This is a genomic window from Streptomyces sp. NPDC054813 (assembly GCF_053611365.1).
In genome coordinates this window covers 291,733-313,105 of the sequence record NZ_JBSHAF010000009.1, presented here as the reverse complement: position 1 = coordinate 313,105, position 21,373 = coordinate 291,733, and the positions used below count along the sequence as shown (strand labels likewise).

The following is a 21,373-nucleotide window of genomic DNA, read 5'->3' as shown; positions in this document are numbered from 1 at the left end:
TCCCGGGTTCACACCAGCGCAGCGGTGCGGCGGCGGGCCCCGCCCGGGGCCGCGTCGCCGGCCGCGATGCCGGTACCGCGGTAGGCCTTGACGGCCTTGCCGACCGGACGGCCGCCGCACCCGTCGAGCCAGTCGACGCGCAGCCACACCAGCTGCTCCCCGGCCCGCTCCCGGCGGCCCAGCCAGGCCGCCTTCAGCCGCAGCCCGGTGCCGGTGCCGGCGAGCAGCATGCCGCCGGCGGCCGGCACCGCGAAGGCGCTGCCGAGCGCCACGGCCCAGGCCAGCAGCAGCCACCAGCGGTGCCCCCGGCGCCAGTTGCGCACGGTCACCGCCCGGTCCTGGAGCACATCGTGCTTGCCGGCCCGGGCGGCCCCGCGCAGCAGTGCGGTGTACCGCTTGCGGCGGGTGAGCGCCACGACGGCGGCGCCGACGATGAACAGCGCGGCCCCGGCCATGACGCCGATCCGGCGTCCGGTGATCCCCTCGGGCAGCACGCCGATCCCGGCCGCGAACACCCCGAACCACCACAGCGGGGCGGCCCCGGCCCGTACGACCACGGCCACCCGGGCCAACCCCTGTCCGCCCCGTGCCCCTCGTACCGCACGCGCCATGTCCGCAGCCTCCTCGCCCGTATCGGCCCAGTCAGTCCGTAGGGCGGGACGCTAACCAGAGAACGTGAGACGAGTCTTAAAGCCGGTCGTTCGACAAGCCCGTCGTTCGGCAAGCCGCTCGTCCGATCGGGCGGGCTATTCGACGAACAGCCCCCGGGTCGCCGCCCGCGCGTCGAACTCCTCCAGGCGGGCCTGCGCGTCCGGCAGGTCGTCGGCCATCGCCTCCAGGAGCACCCGGCCCAGCAGCATCGGCGCGCACGCCGTGTCGAAGGCGAGCCCGGTGCCGACGGCGGCCGGCAGCAGCAGGTCGGAGACCTTGGCCACGGGCGCGAAGGCGGAGTCGGCGACGGTCACGACGGTCAGCCCGGCCGTCCTGGCATAGCCCAGGGTGTCCACGACCTCGCGCGGATGCCGGGGCAGCGCGAAGCACAGCAGCGCCGTCGCACCCGCCCGTACGGCCGCGTCGATACGGTCGTGGATCATCGTGCCGCCCTCGTTGAGCAGCCGGACGTCCGGGTGCACCTTGGCGGCGAAGTAGGCGAAGCCGTAGGCCTGCGAGGCGGCGGCGCGCAGGCCGAGCACCGGCAGCGGCCGGGACGCGGCCAGCAACCGGCCGGCCTGCTGCACCGGGCGCGGGTCGGCGAGCACCTCGGCGAGGTGCCGCAGGTTCTCGATCTCGGCCTCGACGGCCTGCTGGTACTCGTTGTACGAGCCGTTGCCGGCCGCCTGTTCGGCGGGTACCACCTCGCGCAGGTGCTTGCGCAGCGCCGGGTAGCCGTCGAAGCCCAGGGCGACCGCGAACCGGGTCACGGACGGCTGGCTGACCCCGGCCAGTTCGGCCAGCTCCACGCTGGACAGGAAGGGCACGTCGGCGGCGCGCCGCACCATGCTGTGCGCGATGCGCCGCTGGGTCGGCGTGAGCCGGTGCCCCTCGAAGAGCGCCTGCAACCGTGTCGCAGGGCTGTCGGTCACGTTCATGACGTGCTCCCCCTCCAGATGTCCGTGAACCGGTCGAGCAGTCCGGCCGCCGCCGTGACGTCGTCCGTGAGCGGCCGGTCGGCCGGGTCCGCCTCAAGGACCGCCTCGGCGAGCTCCAGCGCCAGCCCCACCCCCAGCCCGGGTTCGGGCTTCAGGTCGCGCTGGCGCAGCGCCCGTACGGCGGCGACGAGTTCGCAGCCGACCACCAGACGGTACGCACGGCAGGCGCGCAGCGTTTGACGGGCGGCGAGCGAGGCGAAACTGGCCTGCTCCTCGACGCCTCGGGAGAGTACAGCGTGCCCGAGGGAGGCGGGCGCGGAGAAGGCGCGCAGATCGCCGAGGGCGGCGCCGGCGGCGTACTCCAGGATCATCACGCCGGAGGAGGCGGGCTCCGGGTCGGCGAGGAAGGGGCGCAGGCGGGTGAAGGCGGGCTCGTTGAGGGAGGAGAGCCGGGAGGTGGACAGGCGCGCGACCTGGGTGACGGCGAGCCGGAAGTGGTCGAGGGCGAGGGCGAGTTGGGCCTGGTAGAAGCCGCCGTGGTGGTAGGCGGCGAGGTCCTCGGATGAGATGAGGGGGTTCTCGGCGGCCGCGTTGATCTCGATCGCGAGGACCTGCTCCAGGGCGTCGGCGGCGTCCAGCGCGGGGCCGTGGATCTGGGGCAGGCAGCGGAAGCCGTAGGGGTCCTGGATACGGCCCAGCGGCGGGGTGGGCCGGTCGGCGGCCCCGATCAACTCCCGCATCCGGCGGGCGACTTCGACACTGCCCCGGTGCGGGCGGGCCGCGTGTACCGGGGCGGCGTAGGCCTCGTGCGAGCCGTCGACGGCGAGCAGCGACAGCGCCGCCACCACCTGGGTGGCCTCGATCAGCCCGCGCAACTCGTGCAGGGCGAGCGCCGACTGGCCGAGGGTGAGGGCGTTGCTGCTGATCAGGGCGAGGGCGTCGTTGTTGTCCAGCGGCTGGGGATCCGGGGCCCGCTCGCCCCGCCAGGGGTGTTCCCCGGCCAGCGCCAGCCCCACCTGGGCCAGCGCGGCGATGTCCCCGGTGCCGACCGAGCCGAACTCGTTGACGACCGGGTAGGCGCCCGCCTCCAGCGCCTCGCACAGGGCGGTGACGACACTCGGCCGCAGTCCCGCGCCGCCCGCCAGGAGTTGATTGGCCCGCACCGCGAGCATGGCGCGCACCTGCCGGGCGGGCAGTTCCTCGCCGATCGCCCCGGCGTGGCTGCGCAGCAGCCGCAGTCCGTGTCCGGCGGCGGCCTCGGTGGGCACGTCCTCGTTCCGGTTGGCGCCGACGCCGGTCGAACGGCCGTAGACGCGGCCGGTCGCGGCGATCTGCCGGGCGGCGTTCCAGGACTCCTCCGCACGCCGCATCCCGTCCGTGCCGGGGACCGGCCGGGCGGCACCGTCGGCGAGTCGTACGACATCCTCGACGCCCATTCCGATGCCGTCGAGGATCACCAGGCCGGAATGTTCTGTTCCGGGTGCGTCCACGATGCGAGACGACAACACGCCCAAACTCCCCTCGATCCGGACACCCGATCTTGCGTTGCGGTCATCCGTTACCTCGGATTAACGCCAGACCGTTGACAAGCTATTCATCTACGAAGAACTCTGCATGACGTTATACAGCCGGGCAAGGGACATCTCATGATCCAGTTCGACGCGGTCCACAAGCGCTTCCCCAACGGCACGACAGCAGTCCACGATCTCTCCCTGGAGATGCCGGAGGGCGGGGTGACCGTCCTCGTCGGCTCCTCCGGCTGCGGCAAGACCACCACTCTGCGGATGATCAACCGGATGGTCGACCCGACCTCCGGCACCATCCGGGTCGGCGGCAAGGACGTCCTCGAACAGGACGCGGCCGAGCTGCGCCGCTCCATCGGGTACGTCATCCAGCAGGCCGGGCTCTTCCCGCACCGCACGGTGCTCGACAACATCGCCACCGTCCCGCTGCTGCTCGGCTGGAACCGGAAGAAGGCCCGCGCCCGCGCCGCCGAACTCCTGGAGACCGTGGGCCTGGCCGCCGACTCCGGCAAGCGGTACCCGCACCAGCTCTCCGGCGGTCAGCAGCAGCGCGTCGGCGTGGCCCGTGCCCTCGCCGCCGACCCGCCGGTGCTGCTGATGGACGAGCCGTTCGGCGCGGTCGACCCGGTGGTCCGCGCCCAGCTCCAGGACGAACTGCTCCGGCTCCAGAAGGAGTTGAACAAGACCATCGTCTTCGTCACGCACGACATCGACGAGGCGGTCCGGCTCGGCGACCGGATCGCCGTCTTCCGCACCGGCGGCCATCTCGTCCAGTGCGCGCCGCCCGCCGAGCTGCTGGCCCGCCCGGCCGACGACTTCGTGGCCGACTTCCTGGGCGCGGAGAGGGGACTGAAGCTGCTGTCCCTCAAGACCCTCGCCGACGTCCCGCAGGGTCCGGCACCCCAGGGCGGCTGGACCCTGGCGCTCGACCCGGCGGGCAAGCCCCTGCACTGGCGGTCCAAGGACGCCGAACTCCCCCTGCGGCCCCTCAAGGACGGCGACTCCCTGCTGGCGGCGCTCGACGAGTCGATCGCCTCCCCCACCGGGCTCGTAGCCCGGGTCGACGCGGACGGCGTCCTCACCGGCGTCTCGTCCCGCGACGACATCCACGCGCACGCCGGCCAGGCGCACACCGAGGCCCGGGTGGTGGCGGCATGACCATCGACTGGTCGTGGATAGGCGACCACACCGACGACCTCACCAGCCTCACGTTCTCCCATCTCCAGGCGGCGATGACCGCGGTCCTCCTCGGCCTGCTGATCTCGCTCCCGCTCGCGGTCCTCGCCCACCGGGTCCGCCCGCTGCGCGGCTTCCTGCTCGGCCTGTCCAACGTGCTCTTCACGATCCCGTCGATCGCGATCTTCGTCCTGCTGCTGCCGATCAGCGGCCTGACCCGCACCACCACGGTCATCGGCCTCACCGTCTACACGCTGGTCGTGCTGCTGCGGAACACGGTCGAGGGCCTGGACTCGGTCCCCGCGAAGACCAAGGAGGCGGCCAAGGCGATGGGCACCCGCCCGCTGCGCACCCTCCTCACGGTCGAGTTCCCGCTGGCCCTCCCGGTGATCATGGCGGGCGTCCGGATCGCCACGGTCATGTCCATCTCGCTCGTGAGCGTCGCCACCTACATCGGCGACGGCGGCCTCGGCCAGCTCTTCACCGACGGCTTCCAGCGCGACTTCCCGACCCCGGTGATCGCCGGCGTGGTGCTCACGATCCTGCTCGCGGTGGTCGCCGACGCCCTGCTGGTGGCCCTCCAGTACGTACTGACCCCGTGGCGGCGGAGGCGAGCCTGACATGTTCGAACTCTTCAAGAACCTCGGCACCTGGCTGACCAGCGGCTCCCAGTGGGCCGGCTCCGACGGCATCGCCCACCGCCTCGCCGAGCACCTCCAGTACTCGCTGCTCGCGACCCTGATCGCCGCCGCGATCGGCCTCCCGATCGGCCTGCTCATCGGGCACACCGGCAAGGGCGCGTTCGTCGCCATCAACCTGGCGTCCTTCGGCCGCGCGCTGCCCACCGTCGGCCTGGTCGTCCTGGTCTTCCTGGCCGGCGGTCTGTCGATGCTGCCGGTGTACGTGGCGCTGGTCGCCCTCGCCGTACCGGCGATCGTCACCAACACCTACGCCGGGATGACGGCCGTCGACCCGGACGTCCGCGACGCCGCCCGCGGCCAGGGCATGCGCGGCCACCAGGTCCTCTTCCAGGTCGAGCTGCCGCTGGCGCTCCCGCTGATCATGACGGGCCTGCGCCTCGCGCTCATCCAGGTCGTGGCCACCGCGACCATCGCCGCCTACGTCTCCTTCGGCGGCCTCGGCCGCTACGTCTTCGACGGACTCGCCCAGCGCGACCTCGTCCAGGTGCTCGGCGGCGCGGTACTGGTCGCCGTCGTCGCCATCGCCCTCGACCTGCTCCTCAGCAGCCTCCAGCGCTTCCTTTTCCGCCACCGCACTGCCTAGGGACCCTCGATGAACCGACGTACGCTCCTCGGCGGCCTCCTCGCGGCGGCCTCCGTCCCCACCCTCTCCGCCTGCTCCAGCGGCATCACCTCCCTGAACGAGAGCAGCGGTTCGGCCGCCGGCGGCGGCTCCAGCAAGAGCGGGATCACCATCGGCACCGCCAACTTCACCGAGAACCAGGTGCTCGGCTACCTCTACGCGGCCGCCCTCAAGGCCGCCGGGGTGAAGGTGAAGGTCCGCCCCAACCTCGGCACCCGGGAGATCGTGATCCCCGCGCTCAAGGCCGGCGACATCGATCTGCTGCCCGAGTACCAGGGCGCCCTCCTCAACTACCTGGCCCCGAAGGACACCTCGGCGGACCCTGGCACCATGCAGAACGCGCTGGCGATCGCCCTGCCCGGCGGCCTCCAGGTACTGCCGTACGGGCAGGCGGCCGACTCCGACTGCTTCGTCGTCACCCGGGCGACCGCACAGAAGTACGGCCTGACCTCGCTGGCCGACCTGGCCAAGCAGAACGGCAGGCTGGTCATCGGCGCGGCGCCCGAGGTGAAGAAGCGGCGGGTGGGCGCGGTCGGGCTGCAGGACGTGTACGGCGTCCAGTTCAAGGAGTTCAAGTCGCTGGACTCGGACGGACCGCTGGTCAAGGGCGCCCTGAAGAAGGGCGACGTGGACGTGGCGAACCTCTTCACCACCGACACCGACATCGCCGCGAACGACTGGGTGGTGCTGGCCGACCCGAAGAACCTGATCCCCAGCCAGCACATCGTCCCGCTGATCGCCGACCGCAAGGCCGACTCCACCGTCCGCAAGGCCCTCGCCCGGCTCGGCAACCTCCTCACCACCGAGCAGCTCACCGAGCTCAACAGCCAGGTGGACAACGACAAGAAGGACCCGGAGGACGTGGCGGACGCCTACGCCAAGCAGCACGGGCTGACCTGATCACGAAGCCGTATCGCAAGATCGATGACCTGACGACGGAAGTACCAAATGTCCGCAAACAGGCACACGGAGTGACCAGACGTGTGCTTACGGTGAGGAGGTGTCAACAGCACCGCACCGGATCTCTGTGAACTCTGAGGAAGCGTCATGGCCTCGAACCGCAGGGCCTTTCTGACCGCCACCGCAACCGCAACCGCCGTCGGCGCGCTGGCGGTCGCCCCCACCCCGGCGACGGCCGGCACCGGCCGACCGGGCGCCCCCGCTCCCGCCACCGCCGGCGCCGCACTGGACGAACTCCTCGCCGGCAACCGGCGGTACGCGGCCGGCCGGCCGCGCCGCCCGCACGACATCGCCGGCCACCGCCGGCTGCTGGCCGGCGGACAGCACCCGTTCGCCGTCGTCCTCGGCTGCATCGACTCCCGGGTCGTCCCCGAGCTGGTCTTCGACCAGGGGCTCGGCGACCTGCTGTGCATAAGGACGGCCGGGCAGGTGCTGGACGAGGCCGTGCTCGGTTCGATCCAGTACGGCGTGGAGGAGCTGCGCGTCCAGCTGGTCGTGGTGCTCGGCCACGAGCGCTGCGGGGCCGTCGCCGCCACCCTGGGCCGGCTGCGCACCGGCGCGCCCGTCCCCGGCCACCTGGAACTCCTCGTCGAGGAGATCGCCCCGGCCGCCCGCCGCACCAGGGCGCTGCCCGGCGACTGGGCCGAGCACACACTGCGGGCGCACACCGCGTGGGTGCGGGACGCGATCCGGGCGGACCCCGCGTTCGGCGGGGCGTCGGTGGTGGCGGCACGGTTCGACCTGGACAGCGGGCTGGTGTCGCTGCTGCCCTGAGGGCGGGCCCCCGGAGAATTGCGGGGGCTTACCCCAGTGCGCCGGGCGTCCCGGCTCCCTACCGTGGGCTCCATGACGGACGCGCATGACACCGACCTGAAGAAGGAACTCGACGCCACCCTGCACGCCCGCAGGGAACTGGGGCCCGAGTACGAGTCGGAGCTGGCCGACTCCTTCCTGGAGAAGATCGACCAGCGCATCGACGGTGCCGTGGAGCGCCGGCTGCGCAGGACCCTGGCCGAGCAGCAGCTCCAGGTGGCCCGGAGCACGCGGCGCGGCAAGGGCACCGACTCCTGGGGAGAGCGGTTCGGTTTCGCGATCGTCTCGCTGGTGCTGGCGGTCCCGCTGTCGGCGCTCGGCGGCACGTTCGGCGGCACGACCGGCCTGATCGCCACCTGGCTCGGCATCGTCGGCGTGAACATGGCCCAGGCGGTCCGCCTCAACCCGGGCATGTTCCACCGCTCCGACCGCGAGAACTGACCCGCGCCCCCGCAGGTCACACCTGCCGGGTCGGCAGCACCACGACCTGGCGCAGGTTGACGTGGCGGGGCCGGCTCGTCACATAGCCCACCAGGTCGGCGACGTCCTCGGCGGCCAGCGAGCCCATCCCCTCAAACATGCCGCCCAGTTGCTCCCTCAGTTCGGCCGACCCGATGTGGTCGGCCAGTTCGGTCTCCGTCAGCCCCGGCTCGACATTGGTGACCCGCACGTCACGCGGCCCGAACTCGGTGCGCAGCAGCTGCGAGAGATGGGTGACGGCGGCCTTGGTGGCGCCGTACACCGCGTAGGTGGGGAAGACGGCGTGCGCGCCGATGGACGACACATTGACGAGATCGGCGGTACGGCCCTGCGCCGCGGCTTCCACCAGGTCCCCGGTGAAGGCGCGGAGCACCCGCAGCACACCGGTCACATTGGTGTCGATCATGCGCTGCCACTCGTCGATCCGGCCGTCGTCGACCGGGTGGGGCAGCATGACGCCGGCGTTGTTGACGACGAGATCGACGGTCCCGAAGGCCTCGTGCACGGCGTCCGCGGCGGCCCGCACCGACGCGTCGTCGGTGACGTCGGCGACCACGGCGAGGGCCTGTCCGCCGCCCGCCCGGATCTTCTCCACGACCGTCTCCAGCCGGTCCGCGCGTCGGGCCAGCAGTGCCACCCGGGCGCCCGACCCGGCGAGCCGCAGGGCGACGGCCGCTCCGATCCCGCTGGCGGCCCCGGTGACGACGGCGGTACGCCCGGACAGGTTGTCGTACGACATGAGGTACTCCCTGAAGAGGGCCGCCGGGCCGGTCCCGGTGGCGTGTCTCCACCCTCGCCGGGTCCGGGCGCCCTACCCAGGGATGCGCTTTTCCTGGGTCTGGCAGAACCAGGTTGGAAGCCCACCGCTCCCCTACGATCGAACCCATGGACGGGGAACTCGGAGACTTTCTGCGCTCGCGCCGCGCCCGGATCCGGCCCGAGGGGGTGGGGCTGCCCACGCACGGGCGGCGCCGGGTGCCGGGCCTGCGCCGCGAGGAAGTGGCGCAGCTCGCGGGCGTGAGCGTCGACTACTACATCCGGCTGGAGCAGGGGCGCGGCCCGAGCGTCTCTGACGCGGTGCTGGACGCGATCGCCCGCGTCCTGCGCCTGGACGAGACCGAACACGCCTATCTGCGGACGGTGGCCCGCCCGGGCAAGGACACCAAGCGCGCCAGGCACCCCGCCGGCCCGCGCGTGCGCCCCGGTGTGCAGCTGCTGCTGGACGGCATGGACCGGACGGCCGCGTTCGTGCTGGGCCGCCGGATGGACGTGCTCGCCTGGAACGCGCTCGGCGACGCGGTGAACGGCTTCAGCGCGCTCGCCCCGGCCGAGCGCAACGTGCCGCGCCAGGTCTTCCTCAACCCGGCGGCCGAGGGCTTCTACCCCGACTGGGCGGCCGTCGCGGCCCAGACCGTGGCGAACCTGCGGATCGACGCGGGCCGCCACCCCGACGACCCCCGCATGGCCGCGCTGATCGGCGAACTGTCCCTGAAGAGCGCGGACTTCCGCCGGCTGTGGGCGGACCACGAGGTCAAGGAGTGCGCGTACGGCGTGAAGCGCATCCAGCACCCGGTGGCCGGACTGCTCACCCTCCCCTACGAGACCCTCACGGTCCCGACGGCCCCGGACCAGACGGTCGTGGCGTACACCCCGGAACGGGGTTCGGAGACGGCGGAACGGCTTGCGCTGCTGGGGAGCTGGGCGACGACCGGCTGAGCCGAGCCGAGCCGGGAAAAGTAATGCGCGGGGACCGCCGCACCCCCGTTACCGGGGGGCGGGACGACGGCGGTCCCCGCGAGGGACATGGACCGGGTCAGGGCCGGGTCTCACGTCCAAGCGTCCATGGAGGTCCGGGAGCCGCTCCGGAGGTCCTTGGACGTTCGGTGTCGGCCGAGGCGGGGAGCCGCTCCCGCCCTGCCGACACCCACCAATGTGCCGGACCCGTGTTAAGCGTGTGCTGCGTGGACGTGACACGCTCGTACCACTTCCGCGAAGTCCACCGCTTGGACAGCGGACAGCAAGTTCCCCGGTGTCACGGCCGGTTCACCGGACGTTCGCTAGTGCTTGCCGCCCTTGGCGAGAAACGCCAGCAGGTCCTGCCGGCTGACGACGCCCTTGGGCTTGCCCTCGACGAGGACGATCGCCGCGTCCGCCGCGCCCAGCACCGACATCAGGTCGCCGACCGGCTCACCGGAGCCGACCTGCGGCAGCGGCGCGCTCATGTGCTTCTCCAGCGGGTCCTGCAGGGAGGCCCGCTTGCTGAACAGCGCGTCGAGCAGCTCCCGTTCGACGACCGAGCCGACGACCTCGGCGGCCATCACGTCCGGGTGCCCGGCGCCCGGCTTGACGACCGGCATCTGCGAGACGCCGTACTCGCGCAGCACCTCGATGGCCTCCCCGACGGTCTCCTCCGGGTGCATGTGGACGAGGGAGGGGATGGAGCCGCCGGCCTTGTCGCTCAGCACGTCGGCGACGCGGGCGCTGGGGCCCTCGTCCTCCAGGAAGCCGTAGTCGGCCATCCACTCGTCGTTGAAGATCTTGCTGAGGTAGCCGCGGCCGCTGTCCGGCAGCAGGACGACGACGACGTCGTCCGGGCCGAGCCGCTCGGCCACCCGCAGCGCGGCCACGACCGCCATGCCGCAGGAGCCGCCGACCAGGAGGCCCTCCTCCTTGGCCAGTCGCCGGGTCATCTGGAAGGAGTCCTTGTCGGACACCGCGACGATCTCGTCGGCGACGGTCCGGTCGTAGGCGGTGGGCCAGAAGTCCTCACCGACGCCCTCGACGAGGTACGGCCGCCCGGACCCGCCGGAGTACACGGAGCCCTCCGGGTCCGCGCCGATCACCTGGACCCGGCCGTCGCTGGCGTCCTTCAGGTAGCGGCCGGTGCCGGAGATGGTGCCGCCGGTGCCCACGCCCGCCACGAAATGGGTGATCTTCCCCTCCGTCTGCTCCCACAGCTCGGGGCCGGTCGAGTGATAGTGCGAAAGGGGGTTGTTCGGGTTGGAGTACTGGTCCGGCTTCCAGGCGCCGGGGGTCTCCCGGACGAGCCGGTCGGAGACGTTGTAGTACGAGTCCGGGTGCTCGGGATCGACGGCGGTGGGGCAGACGACCACCTCGGCGCCGTACGCCCGCAGCACGTTGATCTTGTCGGTGCTGACCTTGTCGGGGCACACGAAGATGCACTTGTACCCCTTCTGCTGGGCCACGATCGCCAGCCCCACCCCGGTGTTTCCGCTGGTCGGCTCGACAATGGTCCCGCCGGGCTGAAGCTCCCCGCTCTTTTCGGCGGCCTCGATCATCCGCAGGGCGATGCGGTCCTTCACGGAGCCGCCCGGGTTGAAGTACTCGACCTTGGCGAGCACGGTGGCCTGGATGCCCTGGGTGACGCTGTTGAGCCTCAGCAGCGGGGTGTTGCCGACGAGGCTGATCATCGAGTCGTGGAATCGCACCGTTGTCTCCGGTTGCTTTCAAAAGAAGTGGTCCTGGTGGTGCCGCCAGCCTAAGGCCCGCTTCGGAGGTTCACTCACCGTTGAGATTGGCGGACGGCCGGTACGGGGCAAGGAGTGGATGTACGGGCAACGAGGAGGTGGCTGCAACGTATGTCGAGCATGTCTAGGGCACGGGTGGCCCGGCGGATCGCGGCCGGGGCGGCGTACGGCGGAGGCGGGATCGGGCTGGTCGGCGCGGCCGCGGTGGGCCTGGTGCTGGCCGAGGTCCGGATGGCCAGGACCCGGGTGAACAACGGCAACAGCGGCGGCCGGGTACCGGCGGCGGACGGCCGCTACGGCGACACGTACGGCACCGGTGAGCCCCCGCTGCGCCTGACGATGCTCGGCGACTCCACGGCGGCGGGGCAGGGCGTGCACCGGGCCGCGCAGACGCCGGGCGCGCTGCTGGCGTCGGGCCTCGCGGCGGTGGCCGAACGCCCGGTCGAGTTCACCAACGTGGCCCAGCCCGGCGCCCAGTCCGACGACCTGGACCGCCAGGTGGCGCTGGTCCTGGGCTCGGCCCCGCCGCCCCCCGACGTCTGCGTGATCATGATCGGCGCGAACGACGTCACCCGCCGCATGCCGCCGACCCGCTCGGTGCGCCATCTCTCGGCGGCGGTACGACGGCTGCGCACCGCGGGCGCGGAGGTGGTGGTCGGCACCTGTCCCGACCTGGGCACGATCGAGCCGGTACGACAGCCGCTGCGCTGGCTGGCCCGGCGGGCGTCGCGCCAGCTGGCGGCGGCCCAGACGATCGGCACGGTGGAGCAGGGCGGCCGCACGGTGTCGCTGGGCGACCTGCTGGGCCCCGAGTTCGCCGCGAACCCCCGCGAACTCTTCGGCCCCGACAACTACCACCCCTCGGCGGAGGGCTACGCCACGGCGGCGATGGCGGTGCTCCCCACGGTCTGCGCGGCCCTCGGCCTGTGGCCGGCGGAGGAGGAGCGCCCCGACGTCACCCGCCGCGAGGGTTTCCTCCCGGTCGCCCGTGCGGCGGCGGAGGCGGCGGCGGAGGCCGGCACGGAGGTCACGGCGGCGATGCCGACGGGGCCGCGGGGACCGTGGGCCCTGCTCAAACGCCGCCGGCGCCACCAGGTCGACGAGCCGCCCACCCTCCCGACCGACCCGGCTTCCGAAGAGGCGGGGTCGAGGGCCGCCAGAACCGACTAGAACCGGGAGACGGCGAGCTGGGCGCGGGACGGGTGGGGGACCTGTCACGGGCCTCCGCATGAGGCGCCCCGAAAGGGGCGCGGGGAACTGCGCGAACGGCCACGACGGCGCCGCGGACGAAGACCGGAACGGCCACACAAAAAGCAAGCGCTTAGAAAGTGCGGCCAGTGTCACACCGCGGTACCGGTGACCAACGACATACGTGCGGGTAACTTCCCAAGCAGCCCTGTCAATCCCGCACGCCACTGGAGCCGTGAGATGCCCGAAGCCGTCATCGTCTCGACCGCCCGTTCCCCGATCGGCCGTGCCGTCAAGGGCTCCCTGAAGGACCTGCGCCCCGACGACCTCACCGCGACCATCATCCAGGCCGCCCTCGCCAAGGTCCCCGAGCTCGACCCCAGGGACATCGACGACCTGATGCTCGGCTGCGGCCTCCCCGGCGGCGAGCAGGGCTACAACCTCGGCCGGATCGTCGCCGTACAGATGGGCATGGACCACCTCCCCGGCTGCACGATCACCCGTTACTGTTCCTCGTCCCTCCAGACCAGCCGCATGGCGCTGCACGCCATCAAGGCCGGCGAGGGCGACGTGTTCATCTCGGCCGGTGTCGAGACGGTCTCCCGGTTCGTCAAGGGCAGCTCCGACGGCCTCCCGGACACCACCAACCCGATCTTCGCCGACGCCCAGGCCCGGACCGCCGCCACCGCCGCGTCCACCGGCTCCACCTGGCACGACCCGCGCGAGGACGGCCTGGTCCCCGACCCGTACATCGCGATGGGCCAGACCGCCGAGAACCTGGCCCGCGTCAAGGGCGTCACCCGCCAGGACATGGACGAGTTCGGCGTCCGCTCCCAGAACCTCGCCGAGGAAGCCATCAAGAACGGCTTCTGGGAGCGCGAGATCACCCCGGTGACCCTCCCCGACGGCACGGTGGTCAGCAAGGACGACGGCCCGCGCGCCGGCGTCACCATGGAGGGCGTGGCCGGCCTGAAGCCGGTCTTCCGCCCCGACGGCCTGGTCACGGCCGGCAACTGCTGCCCGCTGAACGACGGCGCCGCCGCCGTGATCATCATGTCCGACACCAAGGCCCGCGAGCTCGGCCTGACCCCGCTCGCCCGGATCGTGTCGACCGGCGTCACCGGCCTCTCCCCGGAGATCATGGGCCTCGGCCCGGTGGAGGCCTCGCAGCAGGCCCTGCGCCGCGCCGGTCTGACCGTCGACGACATCGACCTGTTCGAGATCAACGAGGCGTTCGCCGCCCAGGTGATCCCCTCCTACCGCGACCTGAACATCCCGCTGGAGAAGCTGAACGTGAACGGCGGCGCCATCGCCGTCGGCCACCCCTTCGGCATGACCGGCGCCCGGATCACCGGCACGCTCATCAACTCCCTCCAGTTCCACGACAAGCAGTTCGGCCTGGAGACGATGTGCGTCGGCGGCGGCCAGGGCATGGCGATGGTCATCGAGCGCCTGAGCTGAGCCACCGCAGGGCCCCGAGCAACCTCCGAGTGATCCCTGAGTGACCGTCACGGAACCCACCGTGACACCACGGCCCGGTGTTCGAGAAAACTCCGAACACCGGGCCGATTTGTGATCCAATCTCCCCCAGGATGTGACCTATCTCCCTCTGCGGATATATCACCGCAGGTCAGCCGGGTCGCCCAACCAAACCCGAGGGTCAAAGTCCTGTCCCTTTCGTGACGTTACGCACTGACAGCTTGATAGTCCGCCCTTCAAGCTGATGTAGGAAGTCGGGGGTCGACTTTGAACCGGGAGTACGTCAGTGAGCGCCATGCCGATCGCCTTGCTGCTCACCACGGCCGCCACGGGCGCCGTGGGCGTCGCTGTCCTGCGCAGTGTGCTGAAGCTGCGCCGCCAGGTCGCCGAGCTGCACACCCAGCTTGCCCAGAACCAGGCCGCCGCGATGCGCGCGCTGCTGCCGGCCGCCCGCAGTCATGCGGACGCCGAGCAGATACGCGCCGCCGTGGCCGAGGCGCTGGCCGAGGAGCGGGAGCGGGAGCTGGCCGAGGCGCGGGCCTTCTGGGCCGCGCAGGAGGTGCGTGACGCCTCCGACACGCCTTCGCTGCTGGGCCTGGCGGACGGTGAGCCGTTCCTGCCCCGGCACAGCGACTTCGTGGGCCTGGAGCCGGTCGCCGAGCAGGCGACGGAGGCCGACGACTTCGCCGGGGGCGCCGCCGCCGAGTCGCCGGAGCTGGCCGCGGCCCGCCGCCGCCACCCGTCCCACCCGGACTTCGTACCCGTGCAGTCGCCGGTGGTGAACGACCATGAGCGCACGGTCGCGACGCTGGAACAGCTGGCCGAGTCCCAGGTCGAGCTCTCCGACGTGCGCCCGGGGCCGCTGGGCACGCTGGACGTCTATGTCTTCGCCGACGGCACGACGCTGTGCATGACGCCGGGGCACCGGGAGACGGCGGAACGGCTGGCCGCGGCGCTGAGCGCGGGCGAGACGCCGTACCTGCTGGGCGGGTCGGGGATCTCCGGCGCCTACACGCTGACGTTCGCGTGCGGCGAGGAGAACGTGTACATCCTGGCGGACCGGGTCATAGCGTCGCTCTGAGCCGCTGAGGGTGCGTGGTCGGGTGCGGGACCGTCGTGGCTGGTCGCGCCCACGCGGCGGAGCCGCATATCAGATACAGCCCTGCGCCCCTGACAGCAGGGCGTTGCGGCGAGCGCCCCTTCCGGGGCGCGGGGAACTGCGCGAGCAACCCCCACGCACCCGCACCCGGCAACGCACCGCCGCCCTCAGACCCCCGCCTTCTTCTGGGCCTCTTCCACCAGGCGCACCGCGTCCCCCACCTCGGCGTCGCTCCTCAGCACCACCGCCAAGTCGTTCCCGGCCACCGTGATTTGGTCGGCGACCGCGAACATCCCCGCGTCCGGCATCTCCCGGGCCTCGCCGCCCGGCTCCTCGACATCCTGCGCCCAGTCGGCCAACTGCCTGGCCAGCGCCAGCGCCTCCGCGGCCGCCCCCCTCTGCAGCCGACTCTGCGGCGCCGCCCTCAACTTGTCGGCGAAATGCTCCACGGCACGGGTAAGAGGCGTCGTATCAACCACGCCGTGAGCGTAACGCCTGACGTCGGCTGTCCTGTCCCGACTGTTGCCAACACGCCAACACTCAGGCACGGTGACGTGAAGGACCGGCTACAACCCCCTTTGCGCACCGGAGGCGCCGATGTCCCAAGTCTTCTCCGAGGAGACCCATCGCAACATGCTCGCCCGCATCCCCCACTGCACCGGTCGTGAAGTGTCCGACTGGCTGCGTACCGTCGCCGAAGGCCCTTCCCTCTTCCGCTTCGAGGAGAAGGTCAGCTGGCTCCGCCACGAGCACAACCTCGCGTACGGCCACGCGAAGGCGTTGATCCACGAGTACGACCTGAGGAGGGCCGCGCGCAAACTTCTCTAGGCGCGCACAGACGACGAAGGGCCCCGGGGGTGCCCCGGGGCCCTTCTCGGCTCTCTTGCGAGAGAAGGTCGTACCGCTAGTCGTTGCTGCTGAAGATCGCCACCAGGCGCAGCATCTCGACGTAGATCCACACCAGCGTCAGGGTGAGGCCGAACGCGGCCAGCCAGGCCTCGTTCTTCGGGGCGCCGTACGCGATGCCGTCCTCGATCTGCTTGAAGTCGAGGGTCAGGAAGAACGCGCCGAGCAGGATCGCGATGATGCCGACGATCGCGCCGAGCGGACCGAAGCTGCGCAGCCCGCCGTTCTCGGCGACGCCGAACGCGACCAGCAGCAGGTTGACCGCCATCACCAGCACGAAGGCGATGGCGATGGCCATGCCGACGCGGGCGTAGCGGGCGGTGACGCGGATCCAGCCGGCCTTGTAGACCAGCAGGGTCGCGGCCGTGACCGCCATGGTGCCGAGCACCGCCTGGAACGGGGCACCGCTCCACCGGCTGTTGTACATCTCGCTGATCACGCCGAGGAAGACGCCCTCGAAGGCGGCGTATCCCAGGATCAGCGCGGGCACCGGGGTGCGCTTGAAGCTCTGGATCAGGGCCAGGACCATCGCCACGATCGCGGAGCCGAAGGCCAGGCCGTAGCTGGTGCTGGAGACCGGCAGCAGAGCCCAGGCGAGGGCCGCGCCGACGGCGACCGTGCCCAGCGTCATCGCCGAGCGCAGGACCACGTCGTCCATGGTCATCCGGCCGGTGGTGGCCGGGGCCTGCGGCGGGGCGCCCTGCTGGACGTCCTGCTGGGCGTAGGGGTTGTTCGCGTACGGGTTCTGCGCGTAGGGGTTGCCCTGTGCGTACCCGGCCTGCGGCGCGGTGTTGAAGCCCGCGTAGCCGTTGTCGCGGCTGAACCCCCGTCGCGAGAAGACCGGGTTACTGCTCCTCATTTCGCTCCTCCATGGCCACGCTGCGTGGCCTTGGCGTCAAGAGTAATGGATTGGCAAAAGGATGACCCTAGTACCTGGGGAGGATCTTTCCCTCGCCGTGCTGCGCAACACGCTACGCGGACCCCTCATTCCCGGCCATGGAGGGCTTCATTCCATGACCGAGTCGCTACACGGCCGGAACCGGCCGGAGATGCCTCAGGCATCCAGCGGGAAGCCCGTGTACGCCTCCGCCAGGTCGGTCTCGGCCGCCCGGCAGGAGGCGATCCGGCCGAGCCGGGCCAGCTGGAGCCGGGCGTCGAAGGGGGTGTCCCCGGGGCCGCGGTGCAGCAGGGTCGTCATGTCGTAGGAGAACCGCTCGGCCTGCCAGACCCGGCGCAGGCAGGTCGCCGAGTAGGTCTCCAGGAGCTCGGGCGAGCCCGTCTCCCGCTCGTGGGCGAGGGCGCGGGCGAGGGTGACGACGTCACCGACGGCGAGGTTCAGCCCCTTGGCGCCGGTCGGCGGCACGATGTGGGCGGCGTCCCCGGCGAGGAGGACCCGGCCGTGCCGCATGGGCTCGTGGACGTACGACCGCATGGGTGTGACCGACTTCTGGGTGATCGGCCCGCGCGCGAGGCGCCAGGCGTCGTCGGTCTCCAAGCGCCGTTCCAGCTCGTCCCAGATCGCCTCGTCGGTCCAGTCCTCGGCGTCCGTGTCGGCCGGGACCTGGAGGTAGAGGCGGGAGACGGACGGGGAGCGCATCGACAGGAGGGCGAAGCCGCGGTCGTGGCGGGCGTAGACCAGCTCGTCGTGGGAGGGGGCGACATCGGCGAGGATGCCCAGCCAGGCGTAGGGGTAGGTGCGCTCGAAGACCCGGGAGAGGGACTCGGGGAACGCGCCGCGGGCCACCCCCCAGAAGCCGTCGCAGCCGACGACGTACGTGCACTCCAGCACGTCCTCCCGCCCCTCGTGCCGGAACCGCACCCGCGGCCGCTCGCTCTCGGCGCCCTCCACCGCCAGCGCCTCCGCCTCGAAGAGCAGCGGCCCGCCCTCCTTGAGCTGGAGGGCGATGAGGTCCTTGCAGACCTCGGTCTGGGCGTAGACCGTCACGGACCGCCCGCCGGTGAGCCCGGGGAAGTCCACGCGGTGGCGCTGTCCGGCGAACCGCAGCTCGATGCCGTCGTGGCGCAGGCCCTCGCGGTCCATCCGCTCCCCGGCGCCCGCCGCGCGCAGCACGTCCACCGTGCCCTGCTCCAGGATCCCGGCGCGCTGGCGGTGTTCCACGTAGGAGCGGTCGCGGCTCTCCAGGACGACCGAGTCGATGCCGGCGTTGTGCAGCAGCCGGGCGAGCAGGAGCCCGGCGGGTCCGGCTCCGATGATGCCGACGGTGGTGCGCATCGGTCGTTCCTTCCGTGGACGGGGCGTCGTCGCCCGCTGCGGAGACTGCGGCGTTCACCTGGTTCGCCTGTTCGTCTGGTGAAATTTACTTCACCACGTTCTTCCGAGTCTCCGTCCGCGCCTCCCCCCTGTCAAGGCCCGGCCCCGGGCCCGGGCGCCCGGGGCGGCCGGCCCCCCGGGCCGCCGGAGGCGGTGGTGGGCCGGGCGGCCGGTGCGCGGAGCGGTGGGGCGGGGGTCAGCGGCCCGGCCAGCCGTCCAGGTGGCGGTGCATGGTGACATCGGTGCGCGGGTCGCCCTTCGGGGCGTTCGCGACCGCGTCGTGCAGGACGGTGGTGACCTCGGCGGCAAGCCCGTCGGCCTGCGTGCGCAACTCGTCGGCGGGGAGCGTGGAGCGGCTCAGCTCGTCGAGTCGGCGGTGGATGTCGGCGAGCTTGCCCCGCGCGGTGGCGTCGAGCAGCAGCGGGTTGGGCGTGGCGACCACGAACTGGTAGGCACCGGCCAGGGTCTGGCAGCCCGTGCACTCCTTGTTGGCGGCGTCGCTGAGGTTCACCGCGTTCAGCCGGGTGTGCTCCCCGGCGACCGTGACGATCTGGAAGGACAGCGCGACCGAACGGCAGTGGTCGTCCGCCGAGCAGCCGGCCGAGACGGCGTTGGCCTGGTTGCGTACGGCGGCGGCGTTGACCTTGCCGAACTGACGGACCGTGAACGAGTCCCGGACCTGGGTGTGGTGGCCGCGGTCGGCGTGGCTGAAGACATGGTCGGAGGCGACCGCGGCGTGCGGCACGGCGGTGGCCGCCTGTGCGGGCAGGGCGGTGGCCGCGCCGGCGACCCCGGCGGCGAACAGGCCGATCCGGACGGCCCGCCGGGTGAGCGGACCTGAGGTGGTGCGTGGTTTTCGGTGACTGCTCATGGATGCTCCAGTGCTCCTGTGCTTCTGCGGTAGGTGGTTCGGTGGCCGTGCGCCGGCCGGCCGCGTGGTGGTGGCCGGCCAACCGGCCCGCGCGGTGGCCGTACGACGGCCCGGGGCCGCTCGTCAGGACGTGGCCGGGGCCGGGCTGGGCGAGTCGCTGGCCGGCGGCGGGGACGGGCTGGGCGTCGGGGACACCGGGACGCTCTCCGACGGCGTGGGCGACGGCTCGGGCTCCGTCGTGCCGGGCCCGTCGGAGGGCGAGGGCACCGGATCGGCGACCGTTCCCCCGCTGGACGGCACCGGCGACCTGGAGGCACCGTCGCCGGGACCGCCGGGTACCGAGGCGGACGGCGACGCCGAGGCGGACGCCTGGCGCGAGGACTCCGTCGGCGAGGGCCCGGCGCTCGCCCCGGCCGAGACGGCCGGCGCACCGGCCGCCGGGTCCGACGGGCTGCCGGATCCCGTCGGGCGGTCCGGGGTCGTGGCCTGCCGGGCCGGCGGTGCCTCGGTCGGCACCCCCGGCTGCAGGATCGGCGCGATCGGCGGCTGCTTGGGCAGCGGCTTCGGCGTCACCCCGGAGACCCAGGCATAGCTGAGACCGGTGAGCCCGGCGAGAGCGAGGGCGCAGACCGCGAGCCTGAGCCTCGGCCGGCCCGCGGTGGTGCGTTTGGCGGCCCGGATGATCCGCCCGCCGATCTTCACGGACAGATAGACGACGCCGGCCATCGGGCACAGCAGCATCACGCTGCCGATGGTCCCGACCAGCCCCTCGACGATCTTCCCGTCCACGAACGCCGAGCCGGTGCCGACGAGTTGCTCGGTCAGGGAACGGGTCATGGTGGTGAGGATCCGCGGCAGGTTCCACAGCGCGTACCCGAGTTCGCCGATGATCAGCGGGACCATCGTCAGCACCCAGGTGGCGACGATGGCACGCGCCGACTTCTTCAGCCCGGCGACCTCCTCGCGGGCCTTGTCCCCCCGCGGCCCCGGCACCAGGGCCAGCAGGATCGGCTTGATCTTGCCGTACAGGTCCGGGACCCCGGCCAGGTCGCCGAGGATGTAGTAGCCGTCCAGCCGTACGGCCGGCATCAGCTGTTCCAGGATCTCGAAGTGCCCGAGGTAGACCGTGGCCAGGAAGAACTGTGCCCCGGTGGCGAAGTAGGCACCGGCCATGGCCAGCATGAAGACGATGTTGAAGTAGACGCCGCCGAGGTCGGTGCGGAGCCGGCCGGCCCGGCCGATCCGGTAGACGTCGGTGACGTCGGTGTACATCGAGGGCCAGATGAGGAAGAGCCCGCACCCGATACAGCCGGGGCGGGCTCCGCCGTATCTGCACGCGGAGGCGTGGCCGAACTCGTGGAAGACGAGGGAGGCCACGGTGAGCACGAAGACGACGAGGATCAGGACGGGCTGGTCGAGCACCTCCAGGACGGGTTCTATCGCCCCGAAGAACCCGAACAGCCAGACGTCCATGCCGACGACCGCGGCCAGCACCAGTGCCACCACCACCGGTCGGTGCAGCCAGGCCAGCGAACGGGCGATCTTCGCCGTACGCCGCTCGTCGAAGATCACCCGGTGGCCCTTGAGGGCGAGCAGCAGGTCGGAGCGCGGGGCGTCGACCTCGTCGTCCTCCTGACCCTCCGGGACCGTCACTCCCAGCGGTTCGAGCTTCTTCTCGACGAGGTAGCGGATGTTCTCCCCGCTGATCTCGCGGCCGAAGCGGGCGCTGACCCGGTGGGCGATGGCCTCGGCATCGCGGACGCCGTCGACCGACGACGCCACCAGGTACAGCAGCCTGGACAGCTGCACGACCTGCCCGTCCCCCCGACGGGCGATGTACTTGGGCTCGGTGAATCCCGACCCCTGGTACTCGCCGTGCAACCGCAGTCCCGCGCTCAGCCTCGGGATCGGCGACGGCGGGTCGACCACCGGCAGGTTGCCCGTCGCGACCTGCTCGTAGGTGACCGGCCAGCCGCCGGGTCCGGGCACCGGGCCCGTGTCGTACAGTGCGGCGGTCCCGTCTCCGAGCACCGTCATGTGTGGTCTCCCCCCGGATCCCGCATGCAGTTCCCCCCCTTGGCGCCGGTCCGGCGCCGGGCGCGGGGGGGCCCCCCCGGGGGGGGGGGGGGGGGCGCCCCGGGGGGGGGGGGGGGCGCGGTTGGGGTGGGGGGGGGGGGCGGGGGGGGAGGGCCCCGAGGGGTGGTGG

21 protein-coding genes are annotated in these 21,373 nt (G+C 72.0%); 11 read left to right on the top strand and 10 right to left on the bottom strand.

Features of this window, described 5'->3' with window-relative positions:
* Positions 1-8: 8 nt before the first annotated feature.
* The 3 genes from ACWGJB_RS20750 to ACWGJB_RS20740 form a co-directional block, all read right to left on the bottom strand.
* A complete protein-coding gene (locus tag ACWGJB_RS20750; RefSeq protein ID WP_453381594.1) occupies positions 9-611 on the bottom strand; it encodes a hypothetical protein in 603 nt (200 codons plus the stop codon).
* 135 nt (positions 612-746) lie between these two features.
* Positions 747-1,589 carry a MurR/RpiR family transcriptional regulator gene (locus tag ACWGJB_RS20745; protein WP_453381593.1) on the bottom strand — a complete coding sequence of 281 codons (843 nt, stop codon included), beginning with the start codon at positions 1,587-1,589 and terminating at the stop codon, positions 747-749.
* Entirely contained in the window at positions 1,586-3,094 is a 1,509-nt protein-coding gene (locus ACWGJB_RS20740; RefSeq protein WP_453381661.1) for an aromatic amino acid ammonia-lyase, read from the bottom strand. The genes ACWGJB_RS20745 and ACWGJB_RS20740 overlap by 4 nt, the downstream gene beginning before the upstream one ends.
* 141 nt (positions 3,095-3,235) lie before the next feature.
* Here ACWGJB_RS20740 and ACWGJB_RS20735 point away from each other — a divergent pair, with 141 nt between their 5' ends.
* The 6 genes from ACWGJB_RS20735 to ACWGJB_RS20710 all read left to right on the top strand — a co-directional run bounded on the left by ACWGJB_RS20735 (position 3,236) and on the right by ACWGJB_RS20710 (position 7,825).
* Positions 3,236-4,270 carry an ABC transporter ATP-binding protein gene (locus ACWGJB_RS20735; RefSeq protein ID WP_453381592.1) on the top strand — a complete coding sequence of 345 codons (1,035 nt, stop codon included), beginning with the start codon at positions 3,236-3,238 and terminating at the stop codon, positions 4,268-4,270.
* Positions 4,267-4,908 (top strand): ABC transporter permease, encoded by a 642-nt coding sequence (locus ACWGJB_RS20730; protein WP_351706500.1) that lies wholly within the window; start codon positions 4,267-4,269, stop codon positions 4,906-4,908. Before ACWGJB_RS20735 ends, ACWGJB_RS20730 begins: the two co-directional genes overlap by 4 nt.
* 1 nt (position 4,909) lies before the next feature.
* Positions 4,910-5,572 carry an ABC transporter permease gene (locus ACWGJB_RS20725; protein WP_453381591.1) on the top strand — a complete coding sequence of 221 codons (663 nt, stop codon included), beginning with the start codon at positions 4,910-4,912 and terminating at the stop codon, positions 5,570-5,572.
* Between the two features lie 9 nt (positions 5,573-5,581).
* Complete coding sequence (locus ACWGJB_RS20720) at positions 5,582-6,511, top strand: ABC transporter substrate-binding protein (protein ID WP_453381590.1); 930 nt, start codon at positions 5,582-5,584, stop codon at positions 6,509-6,511.
* 147 nt (positions 6,512-6,658) lie between these two features.
* Positions 6,659-7,345, top strand: a complete 687-nt coding sequence (locus ACWGJB_RS20715) for a carbonic anhydrase (protein WP_453381589.1) — start codon at positions 6,659-6,661, stop codon at positions 7,343-7,345.
* A gap of 72 nt (positions 7,346-7,417) precedes the next feature.
* Complete coding sequence (locus tag ACWGJB_RS20710; protein WP_453381588.1) at positions 7,418-7,825, top strand: hypothetical protein; 408 nt, start codon at positions 7,418-7,420, stop codon at positions 7,823-7,825.
* A 16-nt stretch (positions 7,826-7,841) separates the two neighbouring features.
* Here the strand turns inward: ACWGJB_RS20710 and ACWGJB_RS20705 are convergent, their stop codons facing one another.
* On the bottom strand, positions 7,842-8,603 hold the full coding sequence (locus ACWGJB_RS20705; protein WP_453381587.1) for an SDR family oxidoreductase: 762 nt from the start codon (positions 8,601-8,603) through the stop codon (positions 7,842-7,844).
* Positions 8,604-8,749: 146 nt separating this feature from the next.
* Here ACWGJB_RS20705 and ACWGJB_RS20700 point away from each other — a divergent pair, with 146 nt between their 5' ends.
* Positions 8,750-9,580, top strand: a complete 831-nt coding sequence (locus tag ACWGJB_RS20700; RefSeq protein ID WP_453381586.1) for a helix-turn-helix transcriptional regulator — start codon at positions 8,750-8,752, stop codon at positions 9,578-9,580.
* A gap of 341 nt (positions 9,581-9,921) precedes the next feature.
* On the opposite strand, the gene ACWGJB_RS20695 is transcribed toward ACWGJB_RS20700, so the two are convergent.
* The gene (locus tag ACWGJB_RS20695) at positions 9,922-11,313 is read right to left on the bottom strand and encodes a cystathionine beta-synthase (protein WP_450765611.1); all 1,392 of its coding nucleotides are present in this window, start codon (positions 11,311-11,313) and stop codon (positions 9,922-9,924) included.
* A gap of 150 nt (positions 11,314-11,463) precedes the next feature.
* Here ACWGJB_RS20695 and ACWGJB_RS20690 point away from each other — a divergent pair, with 150 nt between their 5' ends.
* The 3 genes from ACWGJB_RS20690 (at position 11,464) to ACWGJB_RS20680 (ending at position 15,100) form a co-directional block, all read left to right on the top strand.
* Positions 11,464-12,522, top strand: a complete 1,059-nt coding sequence (locus ACWGJB_RS20690) for an SGNH/GDSL hydrolase family protein (protein ID WP_453381585.1) — start codon at positions 11,464-11,466, stop codon at positions 12,520-12,522.
* A 258-nt stretch (positions 12,523-12,780) separates the two neighbouring features.
* Entirely contained in the window at positions 12,781-14,001 is a 1,221-nt protein-coding gene (locus ACWGJB_RS20685) for an acetyl-CoA C-acetyltransferase (RefSeq protein WP_453381584.1), read from the top strand.
* A gap of 304 nt (positions 14,002-14,305) precedes the next feature.
* Positions 14,306-15,100, top strand: a complete 795-nt coding sequence (locus ACWGJB_RS20680) for a hypothetical protein (protein WP_453381583.1) — start codon at positions 14,306-14,308, stop codon at positions 15,098-15,100.
* 185 nt (positions 15,101-15,285) lie between these two features.
* Here the strand turns inward: ACWGJB_RS20680 and ACWGJB_RS20675 are convergent, their stop codons facing one another.
* Positions 15,286-15,597 (bottom strand): hypothetical protein, encoded by a 312-nt coding sequence (locus ACWGJB_RS20675; RefSeq protein WP_453381582.1) that lies wholly within the window; start codon positions 15,595-15,597, stop codon positions 15,286-15,288.
* 118 nt (positions 15,598-15,715) lie between these two features.
* Between ACWGJB_RS20675 and ACWGJB_RS20670 the strand changes: the two genes are divergently transcribed.
* Positions 15,716-15,946: a DUF4287 domain-containing protein gene (locus tag ACWGJB_RS20670; protein WP_351706537.1), complete on the top strand. Its 231-nt coding sequence runs from the start codon at positions 15,716-15,718 to the stop codon at positions 15,944-15,946.
* A 76-nt stretch (positions 15,947-16,022) separates the two neighbouring features.
* On the opposite strand, the gene ACWGJB_RS20665 is transcribed toward ACWGJB_RS20670, so the two are convergent.
* The 4 genes from ACWGJB_RS20665 to ACWGJB_RS20650 form a co-directional block, all read right to left on the bottom strand.
* On the bottom strand, positions 16,023-16,883 hold the full coding sequence (locus ACWGJB_RS20665) for a Bax inhibitor-1/YccA family protein (RefSeq protein ID WP_450765604.1): 861 nt from the start codon (positions 16,881-16,883) through the stop codon (positions 16,023-16,025).
* Positions 16,884-17,078: 195 nt separating this feature from the next.
* Entirely contained in the window at positions 17,079-18,257 is a 1,179-nt protein-coding gene (locus ACWGJB_RS20660; RefSeq protein ID WP_453381581.1) for a 4-hydroxybenzoate 3-monooxygenase, read from the bottom strand.
* 235 nt (positions 18,258-18,492) lie between these two features.
* Positions 18,493-19,167 carry a hypothetical protein gene (locus ACWGJB_RS20655; protein WP_453381580.1) on the bottom strand — a complete coding sequence of 225 codons (675 nt, stop codon included), beginning with the start codon at positions 19,165-19,167 and terminating at the stop codon, positions 18,493-18,495.
* 123 nt (positions 19,168-19,290) lie between these two features.
* Positions 19,291-21,204 (bottom strand): hypothetical protein, encoded by a 1,914-nt coding sequence (locus ACWGJB_RS20650; RefSeq protein ID WP_453381579.1) that lies wholly within the window; start codon positions 21,202-21,204, stop codon positions 19,291-19,293.
* Between the last annotated feature and the right edge of the window lie 169 nt (positions 21,205-21,373).